Annotated in this window: 21 protein-coding genes; 4 read left to right on the forward strand and 17 right to left on the reverse strand. The window is 68.8% G+C overall.

Annotation, left to right across the window (positions count from 1 at the left end; genetic code table 11):
* Positions 1-5: 5 nt before the first annotated feature.
* The 4 genes from V2J18_RS18140 to V2J18_RS18155 are packed head-to-tail and all read right to left on the reverse strand — an operon-like array spanning position 6 to position 3130.
* Positions 6-554, reverse strand: a complete 549-nt coding sequence (locus tag V2J18_RS18140) for a pilus assembly protein PilP (protein WP_064749133.1) — start codon at positions 552-554, stop codon at positions 6-8.
* 1 nt (position 555) lies between these two features.
* The gene (locus tag V2J18_RS18145) at positions 556-1272 is read right to left on the reverse strand and encodes a type IV pilus inner membrane component PilO (RefSeq protein WP_064749134.1); all 717 of its coding nucleotides are present in this window, start codon (positions 1270-1272) and stop codon (positions 556-558) included.
* Positions 1269-2072, reverse strand: coding sequence for a PilN domain-containing protein (locus V2J18_RS18150; protein ID WP_336132522.1), 804 nt, complete (start codon positions 2070-2072; stop codon positions 1269-1271). The genes V2J18_RS18145 and V2J18_RS18150 overlap by 4 nt, the downstream gene beginning before the upstream one ends.
* Positions 2072-3130, reverse strand: a complete 1059-nt coding sequence (locus V2J18_RS18155) for a pilus assembly protein PilM (protein ID WP_064746591.1) — start codon at positions 3128-3130, stop codon at positions 2072-2074. Before V2J18_RS18155 ends, V2J18_RS18150 begins: the two co-directional genes overlap by 1 nt.
* 401 nt (positions 3131-3531) lie before the next feature.
* On the opposite strand from V2J18_RS18155, the gene V2J18_RS18160 reads away from it, so the two are divergent.
* The 3 genes from V2J18_RS18160 (at position 3532) to V2J18_RS18170 (ending at position 7537) form a co-directional block, all read left to right on the forward strand.
* A complete protein-coding gene (locus V2J18_RS18160) occupies positions 3532-6096 on the forward strand; it encodes a penicillin-binding protein 1A (RefSeq protein WP_336132523.1) in 2565 nt (854 codons plus the stop codon).
* A 246-nt stretch (positions 6097-6342) separates the two neighbouring features.
* Positions 6343-6996: a hypothetical protein gene (locus V2J18_RS18165; RefSeq protein WP_064746593.1), complete on the forward strand. Its 654-nt coding sequence runs from the start codon at positions 6343-6345 to the stop codon at positions 6994-6996.
* A gap of 148 nt (positions 6997-7144) precedes the next feature.
* Complete coding sequence (locus V2J18_RS18170; protein ID WP_064746594.1) at positions 7145-7537, forward strand: hypothetical protein; 393 nt, start codon at positions 7145-7147, stop codon at positions 7535-7537.
* 83 nt (positions 7538-7620) lie between these two features.
* Here V2J18_RS18170 and V2J18_RS18175 read toward each other — a convergent pair whose 3' ends face one another.
* The 9 genes from V2J18_RS18175 to V2J18_RS18215 form a co-directional block, all read right to left on the reverse strand.
* The gene (locus V2J18_RS18175; RefSeq protein WP_064746616.1) at positions 7621-8928 is read right to left on the reverse strand and encodes a citrate synthase; all 1308 of its coding nucleotides are present in this window, start codon (positions 8926-8928) and stop codon (positions 7621-7623) included.
* 436 nt (positions 8929-9364) lie between these two features.
* Positions 9365-9607, reverse strand: a complete 243-nt coding sequence (locus tag V2J18_RS18180; protein ID WP_064746595.1) for a type B 50S ribosomal protein L31 — start codon at positions 9605-9607, stop codon at positions 9365-9367.
* Positions 9608-10000: 393 nt separating this feature from the next.
* Positions 10001-10942, reverse strand: coding sequence for a nucleoside hydrolase (locus V2J18_RS18185; RefSeq protein ID WP_064746596.1), 942 nt, complete (start codon positions 10940-10942; stop codon positions 10001-10003).
* The gene (locus V2J18_RS18190) at positions 10939-11574 is read right to left on the reverse strand and encodes a DUF4166 domain-containing protein (RefSeq protein WP_336132524.1); all 636 of its coding nucleotides are present in this window, start codon (positions 11572-11574) and stop codon (positions 10939-10941) included. The genes V2J18_RS18185 and V2J18_RS18190 overlap by 4 nt, the downstream gene beginning before the upstream one ends.
* A 147-nt stretch (positions 11575-11721) precedes the next feature.
* On the reverse strand, positions 11722-12477 hold the full coding sequence (locus V2J18_RS18195) for a calcium-binding protein (protein WP_064746598.1): 756 nt from the start codon (positions 12475-12477) through the stop codon (positions 11722-11724).
* Between the two features lie 132 nt (positions 12478-12609).
* The gene (recG, locus tag V2J18_RS18200) at positions 12610-14727 is read right to left on the reverse strand and encodes an ATP-dependent DNA helicase RecG (protein ID WP_336132525.1); all 2118 of its coding nucleotides are present in this window, start codon (positions 14725-14727) and stop codon (positions 12610-12612) included.
* 157 nt (positions 14728-14884) lie between these two features.
* Positions 14885-17299 (reverse strand): TonB-dependent receptor, encoded by a 2415-nt coding sequence (locus V2J18_RS18205; protein WP_336132526.1) that lies wholly within the window; start codon positions 17297-17299, stop codon positions 14885-14887.
* A gap of 70 nt (positions 17300-17369) precedes the next feature.
* Positions 17370-18509 (reverse strand): SO2930 family diheme c-type cytochrome, encoded by a 1140-nt coding sequence (locus tag V2J18_RS18210; protein ID WP_336132527.1) that lies wholly within the window; start codon positions 18507-18509, stop codon positions 17370-17372.
* Positions 18510-18512: 3 nt separating this feature from the next.
* Complete coding sequence (locus V2J18_RS18215; RefSeq protein ID WP_064746602.1) at positions 18513-19745, reverse strand: parallel beta-helix domain-containing protein; 1233 nt, start codon at positions 19743-19745, stop codon at positions 18513-18515.
* Between the two features lie 173 nt (positions 19746-19918).
* Between V2J18_RS18215 and V2J18_RS18220 the strand changes: the two genes are divergently transcribed.
* Positions 19919-20983 (forward strand): AraC family transcriptional regulator, encoded by a 1065-nt coding sequence (locus V2J18_RS18220; RefSeq protein ID WP_336132528.1) that lies wholly within the window; start codon positions 19919-19921, stop codon positions 20981-20983.
* Between the two features lie 114 nt (positions 20984-21097).
* Here V2J18_RS18220 and V2J18_RS18225 read toward each other — a convergent pair whose 3' ends face one another.
* The 4 genes from V2J18_RS18225 to gmk all read right to left on the reverse strand — a co-directional run bounded on the left by V2J18_RS18225 (position 21098) and on the right by gmk (position 25328).
* The gene (locus V2J18_RS18225; protein WP_064746604.1) at positions 21098-21481 is read right to left on the reverse strand and encodes a RidA family protein; all 384 of its coding nucleotides are present in this window, start codon (positions 21479-21481) and stop codon (positions 21098-21100) included.
* Positions 21482-21649: 168 nt separating this feature from the next.
* Positions 21650-23830: a RelA/SpoT family protein gene (locus tag V2J18_RS18230; RefSeq protein ID WP_064746605.1), complete on the reverse strand. Its 2181-nt coding sequence runs from the start codon at positions 23828-23830 to the stop codon at positions 21650-21652.
* A 269-nt stretch (positions 23831-24099) separates the two neighbouring features.
* Entirely contained in the window at positions 24100-24399 is a 300-nt protein-coding gene (rpoZ, locus tag V2J18_RS18235) for a DNA-directed RNA polymerase subunit omega (protein WP_057946389.1), read from the reverse strand.
* A 311-nt stretch (positions 24400-24710) separates the two neighbouring features.
* Positions 24711-25328, reverse strand: coding sequence for a guanylate kinase (gmk, locus tag V2J18_RS18240; protein WP_336132529.1), 618 nt, complete (start codon positions 25326-25328; stop codon positions 24711-24713).
* Positions 25329-25394: the final 66 nt, after the last annotated feature.

The following is a 25394-nucleotide window of genomic DNA, read 5'->3' on the forward strand; positions in this document are numbered from 1 at the left end:
CCTAATCATTGATCTTCCAGCGCCACGGAGGCCGGTCGTTCCAGCCAGCCGCCTGCGCCATCCGGCACCAGCTCGACCAAGTCGATGCGCTCCTCAGACACGGCGGTCACACGACCGTCGTTCTGCCCCATGTACGCACCGGGTCGAACACGATAAGTCACTTTGTCGGGCGCCATGACCAGCGCCACCATACCGCCCCCGCGGCCCAGGGTCCCGACCATGTCGAGACCGTCGAGCGGGAACATCTCCAGCGGCTGCTTGCGCCGCGCCTTGTCCGGACGCAGGCCGGAGCCGGTGTCCTCGTCGGTAAAGGCGGTGCTGAAGGGATCGCGCATATCCTGCGCGTTGTATTCGAAGGTTTCGAACTGCTGCATGACCGGCAGCGGGTCCAGCGGCGGGGCCGGCTTGGCCTTGACCTCGGCGACCCACTTTTCCAGGTTCGGCGCGTCGCCCGGGGTGCTGGTGACGCTGCGGAAGCAGCCGGTCGCCAGCAGGGCCAGAGCGAGCGCGCTCAGGCCGGCGAGGGAAGAACGGCTAACGAAGCGAGCGCGCATCTCAGCTGCCCTCCTTCTTGCTGTCGCCGCCCGCGGCGCCGTCGGCGGCGGGGGCAGGAGCGGAACCGTCTGCCGGCGGATTCTGCGCGGCCATTTCTTCCTCGTCCAGATAACGATAGGTCTTGACCGTGCCGGCCAGCTCGAGCGGGCTGTTGGGGGTGATCCCGCCGGCCGCGTCCTTGTTGTTGTTGCCCTTGGGCTTCAGCGAGATGTCGTGCATGGTCATGATGACCACGCGCGGCAGCGAAGCCACGCCGCTGACGAAGGCGCCGAACTGGTGGTAGGTACCGACCATGCGCAACGCGATCGGCTTCTCGGCGTAGAACTCCTTCGGCACTTCCGCGCCCGGCTGGAACAGCTCGTTGGAGATGCCGGTGGCCAGGGCGGTCTGGGAGATGTCGACGATGAGGTCGGGCATCTCGGTCTTGCTCGGCAGCTGGCGCAGCATCTGCTGCAGCTGCTGCTCCATCTGCGCGAGCTGCTGCTTCAGCGGTTCCAGGTTGGCGGCGCGGCCCTGCTTGGTCTCGAAGGTGGTGCGCAGCTCGGTTTCCTGGCGCTCCAGGCCCTCGAGCTCTTCGCGCTTCTCGCGCACGAACAGCCACCAGGCCAGACCGACGATCACCAGCCCGACCACGGCGCAGAACACGATCTGCGCGCGGCGCGGCCAACCGCCGATGTTGTTGAAGTCCAGATTCTTCATAGAAGCCTTCTTGCTCACGACGCGGCTCCTGTCTTGGTCGGGGCGGCCGGCGCGGCGGCAGGCTTGGCGGGGGCGGCGGCGGGCTTGGCGGCCTCGGCCGGCTTGACCGCCGGCGCGGCGGCCGGAGCGGTCGCGGCACCCGGCTGGGCGCCGGCGGCGGCCGGCTGGCCAGCGGCGGAAGCGGCCGCCGACGCAGCGGCAGCGGCCGCGGCTTCCGGCGCGGCCGGCGGCGCCGGCTCGTCCGGCACGCCATCGCCGTCCTCGTCCTTCGGCGCGTTCGGGTTGGCCAGCTTGACCTGCAGCTTGAACTCGTACGGCAGGCCCTTCTCGTTGCCCTTGGCCTCGATGACGTTCAGGTCGGGCTTGGTCATCCAGCCGGACACTTCGAGGTTGCGCATGTAGGTACTGACGCGGGCGTTGGACTGGGCGCGCCCTTCCAGGGTCAGCGTCTCGGCGTCCTGCTTGATCGCGGTCAGCACCGCGCCGTCGGGAATGGTGCGCACCAGCGAATCGAACAGGTGCACCATCTGCGAACGGTTGGACTGCAGCTTCTCGATCACTTCCTTGCGCGCGAGCAGCTTGCTCTTCTTCTTGTCGAGCTCTTCGATCTCGGTGATCTTCTTGTCGACTTCGGCGATCTGCGCGTCGAGGAAGGCGTTGCGCTTGCGCTGGCCGCTGATTTCGCTGTTGTAGTAGAAGACGATCAGCACCGACAGGGCGACGGCGACCAGGGCCGACAGGCCGAGGATGGCGCCGAATTCCTTCTGGCGGGCTTTGCGCCGTTCGGCGCGCCACGGGAGCAGGTTGATGCGTGCCATCAGTCGAAGCTCCTCAGGGCCAGGCCGCAAGCGATCATCAGCGCGGGGGCGTCCTGCGCCAGGGCATGCGCCTGGACGCGCGGGCCCAACGTCATGTGCGCGAGCGGGTTGGCCACCGTGGTCGGCACGCCCAGTTGCTCTTCGACCATTTCGGCGATGCGCGGGATCGAAGCGCCGCCGCCGGCCAGGACGATCTGGTCGACGCGGTTGAATTCGCTGCCGGCGTAGAAGAACTGCAACAGACGGCTGACCTGCTGGACCATCGCCTCCTTGAACGGCTCAAGCACCTCGGCCTGGTAACTCTCCGGCAGACCGCCCTGGCGCTTGGCCAGACCGGCTTCCTCGTAGCTCAGGCCATAGCGGCGCATGACCTCGTCGGTCAACTGCTTGCCGCCGAACACCTGCTCGCGGTGATAGAGGCTGCGGCCGTTGCGCAGGACGTTCAGGGTGGTCATGGTGGCGCCCGAGTCGACCAGGGCGACCAGACCGTCGCGCGGACCGCTGAGCGTGTCGGCCAGCAACGAGAACGCGTTCTCGATCGCGAAGGCCTCCACGTCCATCACCTTGGGGATCAGGCCGCCGAGCTCCAGCGCCGAGGCGCGCACTTCGACGTTCTCCGAACGCGACGCGGCCAACAGCACCTGGACCATGTCCGGGCTGCCCGGCATCGGGCCGAGGATTTCGAAGTCGTGGTTCACTTCGTCGATCGGATACGGCACGTAATTGGCCGCCTCCAGCTCGATCTGCGATTCCATGTCGTCGTCGTCGAGATCCGCGGGCATGCCGATCACGCGGGTGATCACCGACGAGCCGGCGACCGCCGCGGCGGCGTGCTTGATGCGGGTCCCCGACCGCGCAACGGCACGCTTGATCGCTTCGCCGACCGCCTCGACCTCGACGATGTTCTTCTCCACCACCGCGTTCGGCGGCAGCGGTTCGACGGCGTAATGCTCAACGCGGTAGCGGTTGCCCACTCGAGAGAGTTGCAACAGCTTTACCGCGGTCGAACTGATGTCCACACCGACCAGCGCCGGTTGGCTTTTTGTGATGAGTCCCACAATTATCTCCCCATGCCACAAGCGCTTACGCGCACTTCGTGTGGCCCCGGCTTAGATAACGGACTTTTCACAGGCTGGCAACCACTTTGTTCACGATTGCCAACCCAGTCGTGCTTTTTTGACCCGCAACGTCATGTGACCCGCTCCGTCAGTCCTCACGATCCGCGCCGGGACAAGGCGGACCGTTCGTCGGCCAGAGCGAGACTGCCCTGAATGGGGAAACCGGAACGTGCCGGGATCGGCGGTTCGGAAGTACGGCACAACCGCGCGTCCGCTGGCCGGCGCCCCGCCCGGCCGCCCTCCCCGCCCCCTGGCCGGGCGGCGTCTCAGCGCTCGACGGGAGCGCCGGCCCGCTCCTCTATACTGGCCGACCATAACCACACGATCCGGAACCCGCTTCGATGTCCCGTATTCGCCGTTGGCTGCGCTGGGCGCTCTACGCGTTCATCGGCGCGGTCCTGCTGGGCGCGATCGCGCTCGGCGCCCTGTACTACCTGATCGTTCCCAAGCTGCCCGACGTCGAGACCCTGCGCAGCATCGAGCTGCAGGAGCCGATGTACGTCTACGCCCGCGACGGCCGCCTGATGGCGATGTTCGGCGAAACCAGGCGCTATCCGGTGGCGATCGAGGACGTGCCCGAGCGGCTGAAGCAGGCCTTCATCGCGATCGAAGACGCGCGCTTCTATAAGCACCACGGCGTCGACTACAAGGGCGTGGCGCGCGCGGTCTGGCTGCTGGCGACCACCGACGACAAGCGCGTGCCCGGCGGTTCGACCATCACCCAGCAGGTCGCGCGCCAGTACTTCCTGAGTTCGGAATACAGCTACAAGCGCAAGCTCGGCGAAATGCTGCTGGCGATGCGCATGGAGCGCGAACTCAGCAAGGACGAGATCTTCGAGCTGTATCTCAACAAGAGCTTCTTCGGCAACCGCGCCTACGGCGTCGGCGCCGCGGCCGAGTTCTACTACGGCAAGAAGATGAGCGAACTGTCGCTCGACGAGATGGCTTCGCTGGCCGGCATCCCGAAGTTCCCGTCCAGCGGCAATCCGCTCAGCAACCCCGAGCGCGCCAAGATCCGCCGCGACTACATCCTCGACCGCATGGCCGAGCTGCAGTTCATCAGCGCCGCCGAGGCCGCCCAGGCCAAGACGGTGGCGATGCACGCCAGTCCGCACGAGCGCCCGATCGAGGTCTACGCGCCCTACGTCGCCGAGATGGTGCGCCAGGAAATGGTCGCCCGTTACGGCGCCGAAGCGCTGACCAAGGGCTATCACGTCACCACCACCATCGACCCGACCCTGCAGGCCGCGGCCGACAAGGCGGTGCGCGACGGCCTGTCGGTGTACGACCGCCGCCACGGCTGGCACGGAGTCGAGCAGCACTTCGATCTCGCCGCCGGCGACGACGCGGCCGCAGCCAAGCTGCGCCTGCGCGGCATCCCAGCCCAGGCCCACCTGCTGCCGGCGGTGGTGCTCGGCACCCGCGGCGGCCAGGCCCAGGTGGTGCTCGGCGACGGCACCGAGCTGAGCCTCAGCGAGAAGCAGGGCTTCGCCGGACGCAGCCCGGGCAGCCTGCTCAAGCGCGGCGACATGGTGCGGGTGGCGAAGATCGAAACCCCGGCCGCCACACCGGCCAAGCCGGCCGGCGAAGCGTCCAGCGACGCGCCCGCCGCGCCGGTCGCGCCGCCGACGATCAGCTACCGTCTCGACCAGCTGCCGCAGGCGCAGGCCGCGCTGGTTTCGCTGGAGCCGGCCAACGGCGCGTTGCGCGCCTTGTCCGGCGGCTACAGCTTCGCCGGCGCCAAGTTCAATCGCGCCACCCAGGCGCGGCGCCAGCCGGGCTCGAGCTTCAAGCCCTTCGTCTACGCGGCCGCGTTCGAGCGCGGCTACAACCCGGCTTCGATCGTGCTCGACGCCCCGGTGGTGTTCAAGGACCGCCGCGGCCACCTGTGGCGGCCGCAGAACGACAGCGGCAACTTCGCCGGCCCGATGCGCATACGCGAGGCGATGGTGCAGTCGCGCAACCTGGTCTCGGTGCGCCTGCTCGATGCGATGGGCGTGGATTTCGCGCGCAAGTACATCAGCCACTTCGGCTTCGAGATCGAACAGCTGCCGCCGAATCTGTCGATGTCGCTGGGCACCGCTTCGCTGACCCCGCTGTCGGTGGCGCGCGGCTATGCGGTCTTCGCCAACGGCGGTTTCCGCATCACTCCGTGGTTCATCGACGAGGTCAAGGACCGCGCCGGCGCGGTGGTATTCAAGGAGAAGCCGGCGGTGGCCTGCCCCGAATGCGGCGGCCGCGGCCAGGCGGTGGCGGCGCCGGTCAGTCAGATCGTCGACGGCTTCGACCTGGGCCCCTCGCCGAGCGCGGGCGCGGACGGCGACGCCAAGACCGCGGCGGCCAAGCCCAAGCAGCCCGAGGCCGCGCCCGCTCCGGCGAAGAAGCCGCCGACCAAGGAAGAGATGGCGGCGATGCACATCGCCCCGCGCGCGATCGACGACCGCATCGCCTACCAGATCGTTTCGATGCTGCGCGACGTGGTCAAGCGCGGCACCGGCACCGCGGCCAAGGTGCTCGGCCGCGAAGACGTCGGCGGCAAGACCGGTTCGACCAACGACCACCGCGACGCTTGGTTCTCCGGTTTCGGCGGCCCCTACGTCACCACCGTCTGGGTCGGCCGCGACAACTACAAGTCGCTGGGCTATCGCGAGTACGGCGGCAAGGCCGCGTTGCCGATCTGGATCGACTACATGCGCGTCGCGCTCAAGGACCAGCCGGTGGCGGCCAACGAACCGCCGCAGGGCATGGTCAAGGTGTCGGTGGCCGGCAACGGCGCGCTGATCCCGGACGGCGCCGGCGGCGTGATCGAGTGGGTCAAGGCCGAAGACCTGGAGCGCATGCAGACCTACACCGACTACGGCCACGAAGACGCCGCGCCGTCGGAGGAGTCCTTCGACATCTTCTGATCGCCGCACCGCGCCGCGGCGGGCCTGGGTCCGCCGCGGCGCGCGAGCCTACGCAAAGGGCCGCACGCCGCGCGTGCGGCCTTCTTTTTTGCCTGCGACGCGGCGTTCTTGCCCAATCTGGCGCCTCGCCGGCGCCGGTTTCGGTCCGTACATCAACCCGACCGGTGGACGTGCTAGCGTTGGGGCGCCGGCAGGTTCCGGCCGCGGCGAGCGCCCTCGCCGTGACGTGCCCGCCCGGAGGTCGAGATGCACCAGGCCCGACAGCACGCACACCAGCACGCGCAAACCCGCATCCGCGAGCGCCGTCACCGGCTCGCTCACGAAGCGGCCCGTCTGATCGCCGAAAGCGGCATCCGCGACTATCACCAGGCCAAGCTCAAGGCCGCCGAGCGCCTGGGCATCTTCGACGACGCCTCGCTGCCGCGTAACCGCGAAATCGAAGACGCGCTGCGCGAGTACCAGCGCCTGTTCCAGCGCGACAACCTCGGCGGCCTGCGCCAACGCCGCGAGGCCGCGCTGCGCGCGATGGAGTTCTTCGCCGAGTTCGAACCGCGCCTGGTCGGCCCGGTGCTCGACGGCACCGCCGACGCGCGCAGCCCGGTCGCCCTGCACCTCTACAGCGACGATCCCGATGCGGTGCCGCGCTTTCTCGAACAGCACCGCATTCCGGCCGAAGCGCGCGAGCGCCGCCTGCGCCTGGACCGCGAACGCAGCCTGGATGCGCCGGTATGGCTGTTCTCGGCCGAAGAGCTGAGCTTCGACCTCAGCGTGCTGCCGCTGGACGTGCTGCGCCAGGCGCCGCTGTCCAGCATCGACGAGAAGCCGATGAAGCGCGCCTCGGCGGCGCAGCTGCGCCAGTTGCTGGCCGACGAGGAAATCTCCGAGTTCGAGCGCGGCTGAGTTCGAGCGCGCTCGCCCCAGGCACCGGCGGCAATAGGCGCGTCACGACACGCCGGGCAAACCGCAGCGGAGCAGATTCGACGCGCGCCCGATGACGCTGGCGCGCACTGCGGCCACAATCGACCGTTTCCCCGATCAAGGACGTCCGATGCGAATCAAGGAAACCGCCGCGCTGTGCCTGCTGCCCCTCGCCGCCATCGTCGCCGGCACCGCCGCCGCCGCGACGCCGATCGCCCTGTCCAAGCTGTACGCGAGCTACGAGAGCGCCGACTACAGCGCCCTGTCGATGCCCGAGTACGACCAGCGGGTGCGCTTCACGGCGGTGGTGCTGGAACAGAACACCTCGCTGGCCGACACCGCGCTGACTTCGGCGACCGACGCCGGCAGCGAGGCCGAATACGCGCGCCTGAGCAGCGAGGACCCGGGCCAGAGCCGCAAGCTGTCGGCGCTGGAGCCCGGCACGGCGTTCACCGCGACCTGCACGGTCGGCTTCAGCTCCGGCAGCGACTACATGACCCTCACCGACTGCACGGTCGAGTAAGCCGCCGCGCGACCCAACGGGTCGCCGCAACGAAAAACGCCCCGCCGAAGCGGGGCGTTTTCGCATCCGGGAACCGGCGCCGGTCAGCGACGGTCGACGCCGACGTAGTCGCGGGTGGCGTGGCCGGTGTAGATCTGGCGCGGGCGGCCGATCTTGTTCTCGGGATCGTTCTGCTGCTCCAGCCAGTGCGAGACCCAGCCGGCGGTGCGGGCGATGGCGAACATCACGGTGAACATCTCCACCGGGATGCCGAGCGCCTTGTAGATGATGCCCGAGTAGAAGTCGACGTTCGGGTAGAGCTTGCGCTGGACGAAGTACTCGTCCTGCAGCGCCGCCTCTTCCAGCTTCATCGCCACTTCCAGCAGCGGATCGTTGACGCCCAGCGCGCCGAGCACATCGTGGGTCATCTTGCGGACCAGCGCGGCGCGCGGGTCGTAGTTCTTGTAGACGCGGTGGCCGAAGCCCATCAGGCGGAAGCCCGATTCCTTGTCCTTGGCCTTGTCGACCGCCGACTTGACGTTCTCCGGGCGGCCGATCTCTTCCAGCATCTTCAGCACCGCCTCGTTGGCGCCGCCGTGCGCCGGCCCCCACAGCGCGGCGACGCCGGCGGCGACGCTGACGTAGGGGTTGGCGCCGGTCGAACCGACCAGGCGCACGGTCGAGGTCGAGGCGTTCTGCTCGTGGTCGGCGTGCAGGATGAACAACAGGTCCATCGCCTTGGCCGCGACCGGATTGAGCTCCAGCGGCTCGCTCGGCACTTCGAACAGCATGTGCAGGAAGCGCGTGGTGTAGTCGAGGCTGTTCTTCGGATAGCGGATCGGCCAGCCGATCGAGTAACGGTGGCAGGCGGCGGCGATGGTCGGCACCTTGGCGATCAGACGGATCGCGGCCAGGCGGCGCTGTTCCGGATCTTCCAGGTCGAGATCGTTGTGGTAGAAGCTCGCCATCGAGCCGAGCATGCCGACCAGCATCGCCATCGGATGGGCGTCGTGGCGGAAGCCGTAAAGGAAGGTGCGGAAGGCCTCGTGCATCATCGTGTGATGCGTGACCTCGTGCTCGAACTTGGCGAACTCGCCGGCGCTGGGCAGTTCGCCGTTCATCAGCAGATAGGCGACTTCGAGGAAGTTCGACTTCTCGGCGAGCTGCTCGATCGGATAGCCGCGGTACAACAGGACGCCCTGGTCGCCGTCGATGTAGGTGATCGCGGACTTGCAGCTGGCGGTGGCGGTGAAACCCGGGTCGTAGGTGAACATCCCGGTTTCTTTCGGCAGCTTGGCGATATCGACGCAGGGAGCGCCGAGCACCGGATGCTGCACCGGCAGGACCACGTTCTTGTCGCCGGCGGTCAGGGTGACCTGATCAAGGCCGGCTTTTTTGGAATCATCGGACACGAAACACTCCTCGGTCTGCTGCCGCAGGGAGGGCCGCGGCAGGAGGGCAACAGGGGTCACAAACGGATTGCGATACTGAATTATCGCACAACGATTCCAGAGCCCAAGCTCGGACTTTGGTCGGGACGCCGCCGGCAGCGACACGGTGCGTTGCCGGTGCGGCACGGGAAAGCTCGCCGGCACAGGGTGGCGGCGGGCGCGACGGAAACCGGCTTGCATGTCCTGGCGGGAGCGCTAGCGGGGATGGGCCGCTGGCGCGGAACGGGACACAGGGGCCTGGGCCGCGGCTTATGCCGCCCCGGCAGGAAAGCCCGCAACGTGCGCCGACGCGGGGTTGACCGCAGGTGCCGCAACGCTACCGAAAGCAGCGCGATGCGCAAACGCAAACGGCCGCCCTTGCGGGCAGCCGTTGGGTGTACAGCGATGCGGCGCGGAATTACTTCTGCGCGTAACGCTTGCGGAACTTGTCGACGCGGCCGCTGGTATCGACGATCTTGTGCTTGCCCGTGTAGAACGGGTGCGAGGCCGACGAGATATCGACCTTGATCAGCGGGTACTCGGCGCCATCGAGCTTGATCGTTTCCTTGCTCGACAGGGTCGAACGGGTCAGGATCTGGAAATCGGTGGTGACGTCCTGGAACACGACGTCGCGGTACTCGGGATGGATGCCTGCCTTCATGGCACTCAACCTTAAGGTGTGCGGGAAAGTCGCGCAGTATAGCCAGCTCCTGGCAGTGCGCGCAAGCCCGGAGAGCATTGGATTTCATCGCACGGAGCGGTGAGAGCGATGGAGTCGGACTTCCGGGCCAGACGGCAAAAATCTCCTGACGCCGGCGCCTTTGCCACTCAAAAGCGGCGTTTGGGCGACGCCGGCGGAGGGCCGCGCGCGGCCGCCCCGGGGCGGCCTTGGGAACGGGCCCCGGTGACCGGCCTTCATAGGCGCCCGCTGTGCGCGGGACCCGCTCCCGGTCGCCGACTGCCTACGCGGGGGACGCGCTTCGGACGCTGGCGCCGGTCGCCGGCTGCCTACGCGGGGGACGCGCCTCGGACGCTGGCGCCGGTCGCCGACTGCCTACGCGGGGGACGCGGATAGGGCGGCCTGGAGGAGGGATTCGAAGCGCTGTTGATCGTATTTCATCAGAATCGACACCTTGTCCGGCCGCCCTTCCTGGCGCCGCCAGTCGACGATCGTCGCGCCGCGACTGTGAGTACCGTCCAGCTCGATCGACAGCGGCCGCGCCTGCAGTTCCAGCGCGCCTTCGGGTTCGAGCGCGAAGGCCATCGCCAGTGCGTCGGCGGCGTGCCAGTGGTCGCCGCGGCGGTCGATCGACCACATCCGGGTCTTCTCGGAAATGCGCTCGTAGAACTTGCCGCGCGCGGAATCGGTCTTGAACCACTCCAGCACGCGGTCGTGGTGCAGGCCGTGGGCGATCACCGCTTCCCAGTCGGCCAGATCGATGCGCTCGAAGGCTTCGAACACGATGTGCGCGGCCTCCGGATCGAAATAGATGTTGAATTCCGCGGCCGGGGTGATGTTGCCCTGGCAGGTCACCGCGCCGCCCATCACCACCAGGCGCGCGATGCGCTGCGGCAGGGTCGGGTCGAGCTTGAGCGCGAGGGCGACGTTGGTCAGCGGGCCCAGCGCGACCAGCAACAGCTTGCCGGCGTGCTGGTGCGACAACCGAATGATCGCCAGCGCCGCGTGCTCGGCCTCGGCCCGGCGCTGCGCGGGCTCGTAGCCGACGTCGCCGAAACCGTCCTGGCCGTGCACGTAGCCGGCGTCCGGCGAGGGATGCAGCAGCGGCGCGTCGGCGCCGGCGAACACCGGCACGTCGACGCCGGCCACTTCGCACAGCTTCAGCGCATTGGCGACGGTGTGCTTGAGACCGACGTTGCCGGCGGCGATGGTCAGGCCGACCAGTTGGTGGCGCGGATCGTTGAACGCCATCAACAGCGCCAGCGCGTCGTCCACGCCGGGGTCGGTATCGATAAGCAGGGGAATGCGATCGGTCATGTAACCACTCTTTCGACAGGATCGGCCGATTCGGCCGGGACAGCGTGCAGTGCGCCTTCGTAGCGCAGCAGTTCGCCGAAGGGAAACCAGGAGAACGCGACGGCGAAGCGATAACGCTCGCCGTCGGGATGGGACTCGATGCGCTTGTAGGCATCGGTGCGCGGAAACAGGAAGCGCGGTGCCGGCAGACCGCCCACGCGCAGGCCGAGCAGTCGCCAACGCCAGCCGCCGCCGTCGAGGTCGACGCCGAGCCGCATCCGGACCGGACCGGTGGATTCCAGCCAATGGCCGTGCGGATAAGACCCGACCGGCCGAAACACCGACAGCAGTTCGCTGCCGTCGTCGAAACGGCGGTGCCAGCGCATGGCGTCTTGGCTGTGGGAAATGTCGACCCGGAACCCGCGCTGCGCGCGGTCGGTGGGAATGCCCAGGCGCTCGGCGAGGCGGCGACCGAGCAGGCCGGCCAGACCGCGACCGGTGGAAATCCCGATCTGCCCGTCCAGCGCACCGCCGCTGCGGTGCAAAGCTTGCAGGCGCGGGTGCAGCCGCTCGAAGGCCGGGCCGAACCAGTGCATCGCCGCGTTGTGAGGGGCTCCCGGCATCCGGGTGAGGCGCTCCAGCGGGCGGGACACTATAGCCAAATCCCACCGCCGAAATGCAAGCCCCTTCGGCGCTCTTCGGGAACCCTCGTGCCCGGGCCGGCCGGGCACGAGGGTTTCGGCAAAGCGCCGGGCTTCCCAACCAAGCGCTTCAAGCGCTCGGGCACGCCCTCGCCGCGCTTACAAGGCCCCGCCCCGGCGCCCGGGCGAGAGCGCCGTCGCGCACGGCGGCGACGCCCGTCCGGCAACCGGCACCGGCGAAACGCCGCCGCGCCAGCCTGCCGACGCGGTCGCGGCGCCGGGCAGGCGGGCGAGGATGTCGCTCATTTCCCAGGCCGCTCCTTCCTGGAACCAGAACTGGTCCACCGCGCGCGGCCACTGCCAGGGATCGTCGGCGGGCGGGAAGAAAGCCGCCAGGGTGACGGTTTCCGCGCTGGCCAGGCGCACGACCAGATCCAGGCCGTCGCGCTCGAGCTGCACCTGGTCCGGATGAACGCCGGGCTTCAGCACCAGGATGGTGAGGAACTGGCCCTCGACGTCGCTCTGGTGGATGCGGTCGTGGCCGTCGCCCAGGCCGAACACGTAGGCGTCGTTGCCCAGCTCGCCGTGCAAGGCGTCGTCGCCGCTGCCGCCGGCGAGGATGTCGTCGCCGTCGCCGGCGTACAGCGTGTCGTTGCCGCCCTCGCCCAGCAGCAGGTCGTTGCCGTCTAGGCCGTACAGCGTATCGTCGCCGGCGCCGCCGGTCAGGGTGTCGTCGCCGGTAGTGCCGGTCAGCACCTGTCCCGACAACTGCACGCGCCACAAGCGGCCGGCCGGGTAACGCAGCGCATCGCGCGTCGCCCGGCCCCATTCCATATCGCCGACCTGGCGGACTTCGCCGGCCACCGCCGGCAGCGAAGCGAATTCGTGCTGCGGCACATCGAACAAAGCGGGCATGGGACGCTCCTGTCGTGAATGCGCGGGACTCCCTCCGCGCTCGGTGCGGGCCGTGCGGCGCACGCTCGCGCGATCATTGCAGCAGAGCCGTGTCGCACAGGCGCAGACGCAGGCGAAGATCGCCTTGGATGTTCAGGCCGAGGCGTAACGCGCCGCGCCGCCGACCCAGCGCGCGACGATGCGCTCGGCCTGTTCCGGCGATTGCGCGAGCAGCTTCTCGCCGAGCTCCTGCACCAGCGGCAGCAGGTCGGCGTCGCGGGCCAGGTCGGCGACGCGGAAACCGGCCAGGCCGGTCTGGCGGGTGCCGAGCAGTTCGCCGGGGCCGCGCAACTCCAGATCCTTTTCGGCGATGACGAAACCGTCGTGGGTCTGGCGCATGGTCTCCAGGCGTTGCCGCGCCAAGCCCGACAGCGGCGAGCGATACAGCAGCACGCAGGTCGAGGCGGCGCTGCCACGGCCGACCCGGCCACGCAGCTGATGCAACTGGGCCAGGCCCAGGCGCTCGGCGTTCTCGACGATCATCAGCGAAGCGTTGGGCACGTCGACGCCGACTTCGATCACCGTGGTCGCGACCAGCAGATCCAGCGCGCCGTCCTTGAACGCCTGCATCACCGCCTGCTTTTCCTTGGGCTTCATGCGCCCGTGCACCAGCCCCACGCGCAGCGGCGCGAGCTGGCGCGACAGTTCTTCGAAGGTGGATTGCGCGGCCTGCGCCACCACCTCGTCGGACTCGTCGATCAAGGTGCAGACCCAATAGGCCTGGCGGCCTTCGGCGCAGGCGTTGCGGATGCGCTGGACCAGCTCGGGCCGGCGCTCTTCGCTCAGCGCCACGGTCTGCACCGGCGTGCGGCCGGGCGGCAGTTCGTCGATCGCCGACACGTCCAGGTCGGCGTAGGCGGTCATCGCCAGGGTGCGCGGGATGGGCGTGGCGGTCATCACCAGCTGATGCGGCACGATCGCGTCGTCGCCGACGCTGCCGCCGGCGCCCTTGTCGCGCAGCGCCAGGCGTTGGTGCACGCCGAAACGGTGCTGTTCGTCGACGATGGCCAGGGCCAGATCCTGGAAGGCCACGCCCTCCTGCATCAGCGCATGGGTGCCGACCACCACCTGGGCCTCGCCGGCCGCGACCTGCGCCAGCACGTTCTTGCGCGCGCGACCGGTGACCTTGCCGGCCAGCCAGGCCACGCGCACGCCCAGCGGTTCCAGCCAACGGCGCAGATTATTGAGGTGCTGCTCGGCCAGCAGCTCGGTCGGCGCCATCAGCGCGGCCTGGCGGCCGTGCTGCACCGCCAGCATCGCCGCCAGCGCGGCGACCACGGTCTTGCCGCTGCCGACGTCGCCCTGCACCAGCCGCAGCATCGGCGAAGGCTTGGCCAGGTCGGCGCGGATTTCGTCGAACACCCGCCGCTGCGCCGCGGTCAGCTTGAACGGCAGCGATTTGCGCAGGCGCTCGGCCAGCGGCAGTTGCTTCAGCGGCCGCGCGCGGTGCGCCTGCTGGCTGATGCGCTGGCGGCGCAGGCTCAGGTGATGGGCCAGCAGCTCTTCCAGCGCCAGCCGGCGTTGCGCCGGATGCCGGCCTTCGATCAGCGCGGCCACATCGGCATCGACCGGCGGCCGGTGCACGGTCAGCAGCGCTTCGCGCAGGGTCGGCAGTTTCAGTCGCCGACGCAGCTCGCCAGGCAGCAGCTCCAGCGCGGCGTCGTCGGGCAGGCGGTCGAGGGCGAAGCCGATCAGCTTGCGCAGGGTGGCCGGGCCGATGCCTTCGATGGCCGGATACACCGGGTCCAGCGACTGCCCGAGTTCGACCTCGGCCGTGTCGTCGAGAATGCGATAGCTCGGATGGACGATCTCCAGCCCGTGCTGGCCGGGCTTGGGCGTGCCGTACAGCCGCACCCGCGCGCCGACCCGGAACTGAGCGACCTGGGCGGCGCGGAAATGGAAGAAGCGCAACACCACCGTGCCGTGCGAATCGTCGCCGACCGCGACCCGCAGCATCGGTCGGTAGCGGAAGCCGCGCTCGACCGCCTCCACCCGTCCTTCGACCTGCGCCGCGATCCCCGGCTGCAGGCGCCGGATCGGGGTGAGTTGGGTGCGGTCTTCGTACTGGCGCGGCAGTTGCAGCCAGAAATCCTGCAGGGTCAGCAGCCCCCGCGCCGCCAGTTTTTCGGCCACGGCCGGGCCGACCCCGGGCATGCGCGGCAGCGGTTGCGTGTGGAGATCGACGGCGGGACCGTCCTTACGGCTCTGCATGGCGTAAGGATAGGGCCGGAACTGCGGGTCGGGAAAGCGCGCGGCGCGACGCCGTCGACCGTCGACGAGGGCGCGACGGACGACGCGACCGGCGCGTTCGCTGGCGCCGCGGCGGGGCGAGCGGGCGTTCGCCGCGCCCGCCCGCCGGTCGAACGAGTCAGTACCGGGCGCTGAACTCCAGCCCGAACGTGCGCGGCTCGCTGACGCGGGCGCCGACGGTGCCGAGCACGGTCTTGCCGTAGGTGCCCAGCGCGTTGACGTACTGGTGGTCGAACAGATTGTTCGCGTAGGCGGCCAAGCCCCAGCGGCCCTGCGGCGAGGTCCAGGCCAGGCGCAGGTCGGTGCGGTTCTGCGCTTCGCCCAGGTCCAGCGCCGGGCTCACCCCGCAGCGGTTCTGCGAGCGCGACTCGTCGCTGCAGCGGACCTTGCCGCGGTAAGCGTGGCGCAGCGAGGCGCGCAGGTCGCCGCGACCGCCCAGATCCCAGCGGTAGTGCGCGCCGCCGGCGAACGACCAGTACGGCAGGCCGGTCGGGTCGCCGCTGGCGTCGATGCCGTCGGCGGTGACGTAGTTCTTGTAGGTGGAATCGATGAAGCCGGCGTTGAAGTCCAGGCCGAAGGCGTCGCTGACCTGCCAGCGCAGGTCGAAGTCCAGGCCATAGGCTTCCAGGTCGGAGGTATCGATCACGAAACGCGGGATGTCGGTGCTGTTGTCCAGCCGCACCGCCTGGCGGTTGTCGTAGACGTAGTAGTAGACCGAGGCGTTGAGCTGCAGGCGCTGGTCCGGGAAGGCCTTCTTGATCCCGGTCTCGAAGTTCCAGACGTCCTCGTTCTCGAAGCTGCTGCCGATCTGCAGCGAGTTGAAGCCGCCGGCCTTGTAGCCCTTGGCCAGCGAGGCGAAGACCATGGTGTCGTCGTCGAAATGGTAGTCGACGACGAAGCGCGGGCTGAAATCGGTCCAACTGTCGGAAGTTCGCCGCAGGACGCCCTTGTTCATCAGCGCAGGCGGGTCGATGAAGGCGACGTCGAAGACGAAGAACTCGCGCGGGATCCCGGCCAGATCGAAGAAGCCCAGCGCGTCGAGCTGGTCCAGCGCAGCGTCCAGTTCCGGCGCCGAACGCGGCGTGTTGAGCCAGCTGAACTTCTTCTCGTCGCGGGTGTAGCGCAGGCCCACGGTCAGATTGAGCTTGTCGGTGGCGTGCCAGATCACGTCGCCGAACACCGCGTAGGCGCGGGTGTCCAGGGTGTTGTTGAACTTCTCGTTCCAACGGTGGCCGAGCAGGCTGATCGGAATGCCGAGCGCGCCGAGCTGCTGGTCGACGTAGCCGAACAGGTAGCCGGTCGGGGTCGGCGCCAGGCCGAGGTTGTGGACGATGGTGTCGACCGAGTCGGTCATCGCGTTGACTTCGCTGGTCTGCCTGGCGCGCTCGTCGAAATAGCTGGCGCCGGCGACCCAGTCGATCTTGTCGGTGCTGCCGGCGAACTTGAACTCCTGGTAGAAGCTGCGGTTGCTCTCGGTGTTGGTCGAGTCGACATAGAGATAGCGGCGGTTGGTACCGTCTTCTTCGACCCGGTTGAGCGAGTCGTAATCGCGCCACGAGGTGGTCGAGGTGAAGCCGCCCCAGTCGGTGCCGTGATCGACGATCAGGGTGACGCCGTCGAAGCGCCGCGATTCCTCGTTGCCCTCGGCGTCGCTGAAGGTCGGCACCTTGCGCGGATCGAGATAGGCCGACTCGTCGACCGGCAGTGCCGGCAGGCCCGGCGCCGGCGGCAGGGCGACGATGCCGGTCGTGGCCTGCCCGAGCTGATCCAGACTCTCATGATCCCAGCTCAGCAGCACCGAGGTGCGCTCGCCGAGCCGGGTCTTGAACGCCGCGCGCGTGGCCCAGTTGTTTTCCGGATTGAGATCGCGCCCGGTCTGCGCATCCTGAATCCAGCCGTCGGCGTGATTGATCAAGGCATTGAAGCGGAACGCCGAGTTCTCGCTGACCGGCAGGTTGAGCATGCCGTCGACGTACTGCTTGCCGTGGTTGCCGACGCGCAGCTTGGCCGCCACTTCGGTCGCCGCGGCGCTGGGCTTGCGGGTCACGATCGAGATCGCGCCGGCGGCGGTATTGCGGCCGAACAAGGTGCCCTGCGGCCCTTTCAGCACTTCGATCCGCTCCACGTCGGTGAACGGCAGCAGCACGCCGCCGCCGCGGCCGGCATAGACGCCGTCGACGTAGACGCCGACCGCCGGATCGGTGCCGATGCCGAAGTCGTCGGTGCTGATGCCGCGCAGTTGGAACCCGGGCTGGGTCGGCTGCTGGCTGTCGACCACCAGGCCGGGCACGAAGCTGTCCAGGTCGCCCAGGTCCTGCGCGGCGACCTCGTCGATCAGCTGGTCGGTGACCACCTGCAACGCGATCGGCACGTCCTGCAGCTCCTGCTCGCGGCTCTGCGCGGTGACGGTGATCTTGTCCAACTCCTTGGGCTGATCCGGCGTTTGCGCCGCAGCGGGCAGGAAGGCGCCGCCGCACAACGCGGCGATGGCGGTGCCGGTCGCGACGACCAGGCGGTGTTTGCGCAACGACATCGAAAGCTCCCCTCTCGTTCGTTCCAGACCCGAACGCGCGTATTCGGCGCGTTCCCCAACCGCCGGGCGCCTAGCCGCAGCTCCCCTGCTGCGCGGCGATCCAATCGCGGATCAGTTGTACGCCCTCGGCATGCACCACGCTGCGACCGAGTTCCGGCATCATCACCGCCGGATCGTCGCTGAGCATGCGATAGACCAAAATCGATTCGTCCGGCTTGCCCGGCACCAGGCCGTAGCGGCGGTCGCCGGTGCCCTTGCCCGCTGCGATCGGCAGCTTGCAGCGCCCCAGCCGCAGCGGCTCGCGAGTGGCCGCGTCCAGCCACAGGCCGGAGGTGTTGCCGGGCCCGCTCGGGCTGTGGCAGTGGCCGCAATTGACGTCCAGGTACGCACGCGCCTTGGCATCCAGCGGCGCTCCCGGGTCGCGCCAGTTGGCGGCGCGCGGCGCGGCCTGCGGCGCCGGCGCACCGCGCAGGTAGCCGGCGCGGGTCCAGCGCGCGATCTGATTGGCCAGGCCGTCGTCGTAGGCGAAATCGCGATTGAGTTGGCGCGCCTTCGGTCCGATCGGCTGCAGCGCCTTGCTCTTCATGTCGGTGCCGTGGCAACCGGCGCACTGGTTCTGGTCCGGCACCTGATATTGCGCCGGTTCGCTGCGTCCGTCGGCGCCGGTCAGGCGCAACGGCACCAACTCGCCGGCGCGCATCAACCGCGCCCGAGTCTGCTGTTCGTTCCAGACATAGGGCAGCGCGATCCAACCCTCGCGACGCCGCACCAGCAACCGGGTTTCGACCAGCCGCACCTTGCTCAGCTCCAGCCCTCCGCCGCGCAGGTCCGGGCCGTCGTCGGCGCTGCGCAACACCGTATCGCCCTCGCCGCGCGGGTAGTAGAAGGTCTTACTGAGAATGGTGCCGACCGGGAAGTCGAACGCGCGCTCGGCGTCGTAGGCCGCGGCCTGCCCCTGTGGCATCCACACCGTGCGCAGCTTGTGCGCGTAGTCGGAGAACAGCGGCGTGTTGAGGTCGTAGGGCATCACGCCCCGGTTCAGGCGCAGGCGCCCGTCGGCGACGCGCAGCAGGTTCCATTCGGCCAGATCCGCCGGCTGGCCTTCGGCGAAGAAGCGCACCGGCGGCGGCGCGGCTTCCCGCGCGCACGCCGCCAGGCACAGCGACAGCAACAACCCGATCCAACCGCGGCCCATCGCGTTCGTTCGCATCGATCAGCCGCGCTTGAGGTCGATGGCCGGCAGCTTGGGCAGGGCGCAGTCGTAACGCTTGGTGTCCTGGCTCGGGCTCTTGTAGCCGCCGGGGCCGTCGGCGTCGATCACCCCGGACACGTCGCGGATGCAGATCTGCGGGCCGCCGGCGAGCTTGGCGTTGGCGTAACCGTCCCACAGCACGTCGGGGAAACGGCCGCGCAGGCCGTAGATCGCGGTCTTCAGCGCCTTCAGGTCCAACCCGTCGGGCGAGTCTCCGCCGCCGGACAGGCGGTTGCCGTAGATCGCGATGCGCTCGGGATAAGGATCGAAATCCTTCGACGCCTTGTCGTCCTTGTAACCGGTGGAATAGACGCTGGACACGATGATGTTGGTGGTGGCGTTGTCGCTGATCTCGTTGTCGAAGATCTCGACGTCGTCGTTGGAGTTGATCACGATGCCGCTGCCGGCCGGCACGCTGGCCACCGGCGTGCCCTTGGCGCCGAAGTTGGCGGTGTTGTTCCGGTAGACCTTGTTCTGGAACACCCGGATCGCGCCGCCCTGCTGCGACAGCGCCGGCATGTTGAACACCAGGATGCCGCCGGTGTTGTTGGTGGCGACGTTGCCGTAGACGTCGGCGTTGACGGTGTTCTCGATCTCGATTCCGGCGACGTTGAACTCGGCGCGGCTGTTGCGCACGATCACGTCGCGCGACTGGCCGACGTAGATGCCGGCGTCGGAGGCGCCGATCGCCACCGAGTTCTCGATCAGCACGTTGCGGGTCTTGACCGGGTACAGGCCGTAGGCGCCGTTCTTGGTGCTGGGGCCGCCGGTCCACTCCACCCGCACGTTGCGGATGGTGATGTGCTCGCCCTCGTTGACCTTGAGTCCGTCGCCCTTGCTGTCCTCGATGGCGAGGTCCTCCAGCACGAAGCGGCTGGCGTTGACCAGCAGGCCTTCCGCGCCGGCCTTCTGGCCCTTGAAGCTCAGCACCGACTTGTCCGGGCCGGCGCCGCGGATGGTCACGCCGTCCACGCGCAGGGTCAGGCTGCGGTCGAAGCTGTGCCGGCCCGGCGGCACCTCGATCACGTCGCCGGGCTTGGCGTCGAGCAGGCGGGTGCGGAAGGCCTCCGCGAACGCGGCGTCGCCGGCGGCGACTTGCGCGGTGGGCGTGTGCTGGGCCTGCTCGGGGCCACAGGCGGCGGCCACGGCGGCGGCGAGGACGGCGACGGCGAAAGCGCGGATCGGCGGGCTCATGGGTCTCTCCGGATTTGGCTTGCGGCGCGCGGATGCGACGCCGGTCCGCATCGCTCCGTGCCCCCGCACGGCTAAGCCAGGAGTCTCCGCCGGGGCCGTGAGCGCGCGTGAGGGCGGATGCGGCACACTAGGGGGGCAATCGCGGTCAACCGTGCGGCCAGGAGCGTGGGGAGATGCGCCAGCCATCCGATCGGGACCCAACCCAGGACGACGTCGCGATGATGTCGCCGAACCTGCTGTGGGGTCTGCTGGAAACCGCGGACCGGCTCGGCGCGCCCAGCGACGACTGGTTCGCCGGCACCGGGCTCAGCCGCGCCCAGGTCAGCGACCCGGGCGTGCGCCTGCCCGACCGCCCCACCGCGGTGGTGATCGAACGCGCGCTGCGGGTGCTGCCGGCGAGCATCGGCCTGGACATCGGCCACGCCCAGCACATCGGCAACTTCGGCCTGCTCGGCCTGGCCATGACCACCGCGCCGACCTTCGGCGACGCACTGCAGATCGGCCTGCGCTTCACCCCGGTGGTCGGCAGCCTGATGCGCTTCGTCGAAAGCGCGTCCGAGCCCGGCACCCTGGCCTTGGCCGGCCGGATGACCCTGACCTACCCGGCGATCCACCGTTTCGTCTGCGAAGAGTTCTTCAGCAGTTGCCTGGCGCTGGCGCGCGGCCTGGTCGGCGAGCGGTTGCGGCCGCTGCGGGTCGAGTTCAGCTACCCGGCCCCGCCTTACGAGTCGCGCTATCGCGACGTGTTCGATTGCCCGCTCGCCTTCGCCCAGCCGCAAGACCGGCTGGTGCTGGATGCGCAGTGGCTGGCCGCGCCGTTGCCGACCCACAACCCGATCGCCTCGCGCCAGGTGCTGGCGCTGTGCGAGGCGCAGATGCCGCAAGGCCCGCTGCCCGGCGAAGTCACCGCCGCGGTGGAACGCCTGTTGCGCGCGCAACTGGCCCAGGACCCCAAGCTGGCCGGTATCGCCGCGCAGTTGCACGTCAGCGAGCGCACCCTGCGCCGCCAGCTCACCGGCGAGGGCACCAGCTTCCACGAGATCCACGACCGCCTGCGCATCGACCGGGCCTATGCCCTGCTACGCGAACGCCAGCCGACCATCGCCGCGGTCGGCGCCGCGGTCGGCTACAAGGATCCGCGCGATTTCCGCCGCGCTTTCAAGCGCCTGACCGGCGAAACGCCGCGCGCCTTGCGCGAGCGGTTTTTGTCTGGGCGGGGATTGGGAATTGGGGATTAGGGATTCGCGGAGCGGGGATTCGGGATTCGGGATTCGGGATTCGGGATTGCCGGAGCGTAAAGCGCGACGGCCGCGTGGGCGGCCGTCGTTTCGAGCGGTGTTCGACGCTGCGGCTCAGCGCAGGACCAGGATCGCGTCGACTTCGAACCCGACGCCGCGCGGCAGGGCCGAGACTTCGACCGTCGAGCGCGCCGGATACGGCGGGTTGAAGTACTCGCCCATCACCGAATTGACCTTGCCGAACGCGCCCAGGTCGGTGAGGTAGAGGCCGAGCCGGACCACGTCGGCCAGCGAGCCGCCGGCGGCTTCGCACACCGCCTTGAGGTTCTGGAACGCGCGATGCGCCTGCGCCTCGATATCGCCCTCGATGACCAGGCCGCTGGCCGGGTCGAGCGGAATCTGGCCGGACAGATACACCGTGTCGCCGACGCGCACGGCCTGGGAGTACGGGCCGATCGCGGCCGGGGCTTGGTCGGTGTGGATGATTTCTCGGGACATGGTTTGGGGCCGGGATTGGGGATTGGGGATTCGGGATTGGCTAAAGCCAGGAGCAAGAGCGTACGCCGGTACATGCCGCCTTTGCCAATCCCGAATCCCGAATCACAAATCCCGCTCTTGCGAATCCCCAATCCCCAATCCCGGCGGCGGCGGCAAAGCCGCCGACGCTCACATCCGCTGCACGCCCAACACCACCGTCAAGCGGCGCACGCGGCGCATGACGTCGGCGAGGTGGCGGCGGTCGCTGACTTCGATCGCGAAACGCATGATCGCGATGTTGGCGTCGCGTTCCAGGTACTCGACCCGGTCGATGTTGGATTCGGCCTCGGCGATCGCGGCGGCGACCTGGGCCAGCGAGCCCGGGCGGTTGTCGACTTCGATCCGCAGCGCGGCGGAGAAGTCGCCGGAGACCTGGCGGTCCCAGCCGATCGCGACCCAGCGGTCGGGCGACTTGCGGTAGTCGGCGACGTTGGGGCAGTCCAGGCGGTGCACCACGATGCCCTTGCCGGCGGTGTGGTAGCCCATGATCTCGTCGCCCGGCAACGGCAGGCAACAGTTGGCGAAGCTGATCACGCCGCGCTCGGCGCCGGTGATCAGGATCTTGTCTTCGGGCAGGCGCGCGCGGTCGATGGCGCGGCCGCGCGACTTGCCCGGCGCCTCGCGCGCCAGCGCCAGCGCGACCTGGTTAGGCATGCGGTTGCCCAGCGCGATGTCGGCCAGCAGCGCCTCCAGGCGCGGGTAACGGTATTCGCTCAGATAGCCTTCCAGGCGCAGCGCCGGAATCCGATCGAGCGAGGTCTCCAGCGCTTCCAGCGCGCGGTCGAGCATGCGGTGGCCGAGCTGGACCGCATCCTCGTGTTCGAGCTGCTTGAGCTGCTGGCGGATCGAGGTGCGGGCCTTGCCCGACACCACGAATTCCAGCCACTGCGGCTTGGGCGTGGACGACTTGGCGGTGATGATCTCCACCCGCTGGCCGCTGGCCAGCTTGGTGCGCAGCGGCACCAGCTTGCTGTCCACGCGCGCGGCCACCGCGCGGTTGCCGACGTCGGTGTGCACGGCGTAGGCGAAATCCAGCGCGGTCGAATTGCGCGGCAGCGACATGATGTCGCCCTTGGGCGTGAACAGGTAGACCTCGTCCGGGAACAGATCGACCTTGACGTTCTCCAGGAACTCCAGCGACGAGCCGGTCGCGCGCTGCGACTCGACCAGGCTGGCGATCCAGCTGTGCGCGCGCGACTGGGCGCTGTTCGGGCCTTCGCCGCCGTGCTTGTACGACCAGTGCGCGGCGATGCCGCGTTCGGCGATCAGGTCCATGTCCTCGGTGCGGATCTGCACCTCGACCGGCGAGCCGTAAGGGCCGAACAGCACCGTGTGCAGCGACTGATAGCCGTTGGCCTTGGGAATGGCGATGAAATCGCGGAAGCGCGAATCCAGCGGCTTGTACGCCGAATGCACCACGCCCAGCGCGTGATAGCAGTCCGGCACGCTGCGCACCACCACGCGGAAGCCGAACACGTCCATCACCTGATTGAAGCTCTTATGTTCGTGATGCATCTTGGTATAGATGCTCCACGGCGACTTCACCCGGCTGATCAACCGATGTTGAAGCTTCTCCTTCGCCAGCCGCTGGGCCAGATGCGCTTCGATCTGCACCAGCGACTCGCGCCGCACCACCGGCTGGGTGCGGATGCGTTTTTCGATCACCGCATGGCGCCACGGATGCAGCGCGCGGAAGCCCAGGTCCTGCAACTCGGCCTTGATCAGGTTCATGCCCAGGCGCTGGGCGATCGGCGCGTAGATCTCCAGGGTCTCGCGGGCGATGCGCTCGCGCGCTTCCGCGCTCTGCGCGCCGAGGGTGCGCATGTTGTGCAGGCGGTCGGCGAGCTTGATCAGGATCACGCGCAGGTCGCGCGCCATCGCCAGCAGCATCTTGCGGAAGCTTTCCGCGGCCGCTTCCTGGCGGTCGCGGAACTGCAGCTTGTCCAGCTTGGTGACGCCGTCGACCAGCTCGGCCACGGTCGGGCCGAATTCGGTCGCCAGGCATTCGCGGGTCAGCGGCGTGTCTTCGATGGTGTCGTGCAGGATCGCCGCGACCAGGGTCTCCACGTCCAGGCCCTGGTCGGCCAGCACCTTGGCCACCGCGACCGGATGGGTGATGTAGGGCTCGCCGGATTTGCGCGTCTGTCCGGCGTGCGCGGCCGCGCCGACCGCCCAGGCGCGGCGCAGCAGCTGCCGCTGCGGTTCGGGCAGATAGTGCGCGGCCAATTCCAGTTCGCGCACGTAGTCCGGCAGCTCCGTGTCTTCGGGAGCGGCGGGATAGACGGTAAGCGCGGGCTCGGCAGGAGTCATTACGGAAATTTACGCGCGCTCAGGCGCAGGAAGCAACGCGATCGACGGTTTCAAAGGTGGCGCCGGCCGCGAACGGCGCAAGCGGCCGGGTCGACGCGGCGGGCACGGCGCGCGCTGCGGTTCAGCTAGGCCAATGGCGGCGGCCTGCCCAGGCCGCCCGCAGGACCGATCCCGCAGACCCCGCCGGTCCGAGCCGCAAACGAAAACGGCCCCGCCGCAGCGGAGCCGTTTCGCGATGCCGGCGCCCGCGCGATGCGCGGACCGGGAGATCAGTCGTCGCCCTTGGACAGGTCGTCGTCGGCGACCACTTCGGCCGCGGCCCATTCCAGGGCTTCGCGCTCTTTGCGCTCGCGCTCGGCCTTCTCGACCGCATCGATGTAGTCCGGGTTGACCTGGCGCGCGGCGATTTCGCGCAGCGCCAGCACGGTCGGCTTGTCGTTGGCTTCGCTGTTGTCCAGCTGCGGTTCGACGCCGTTGGCCAGCTGACGGGCGCGCTTGGCGGCCAGCATGACGAGTTCGAAGCGGTTCGGGACCACTTCCAGGCAATCTTCGACGGTGATGCGGGCCATGGGGCTCCTGCGGCCGGTGCGGCCGTCTTGCAAGCGGTTGGGGACCGGGGATTTTAGAGGCCCGCGCCGGCCGAAGCAAGGTTTTCGCCGGCAAGGCCTTAGCAATCAATCAGTTAGCGAGCGGTCGCGACCCGTCGACCGGTCGAAACTCGACCCGGAGAAGAGCCCACCCCTTAGCCGGCCCCTTTTAGAGGGAAAGCCGGAGCGGGGCTCGGGCGGGGTATCGGCCACCGCCGCGGCCAGCCCCTCCCGGGAGGCCCACACCAGCCCCCCCCTAATCCCTAATCCCCAATCCCGCCTCTCCAACCAACCTATTCGTCCGTCAGCAACGCGGTGATCAGGCGCGAATGGCGCGCCACCTGGAGCTCGCGGCGCAGTCGGCTGGCGAGGAAGATCGCGCACATCTCGTCGACCGCGGTATCGAAGACCTCGTTGACGATGACGTAGTCGAACTCGTGGTAGTGCGACATCTCTTCGCGCGCGGCGGCCAGGCGGTGGCGGATGGTTTCCTCGCTGTCCTGGCCGCGCGAGCGCATGCGCGACTCCAGGGCCTGGCGCGAGGGCGGCAGGATGAACACGCTGACCGCGTCCGGCACCTTGGCCCGCACCTGGCGCGCGCCCTGCCAGTCGATTTCCAGCAGCACGTCCTTGCCGGCGGCCAGGAACGGTTCCACCGACTGCCGCGCCGAGCCCTTCCAGTCGCCGTGCACGCGCGCGTGCTCGAAGAAGTCGCCGGCCTCGACCATCGCTTCGAACTCTTGCGCGCTGACGAAGTGGTAGTGCTCGGCGTGACGCTCGCCGGGACGCGGCTGGCGCGAAGTGAAGGAGATCGACAACCGGATGTTCGGGTCGCGCGCGAGCACCGCGTTGACGATGCTGGATTTGCCGGCCCCGGAGGGGGCGGCGACGATGTAGAGGGTTCCGCGCATTGGGGCCGGGATTCGTGATTCGGGAGTCGGGATTGGCAAAGCGGCTGGCGGGAAAGGAACCGGCGA

The organism is Lysobacter firmicutimachus (assembly GCF_037027445.1).
Taxonomy (GTDB): Bacteria; Pseudomonadota; Gammaproteobacteria; order Xanthomonadales; family Xanthomonadaceae; genus Lysobacter; species Lysobacter firmicutimachus.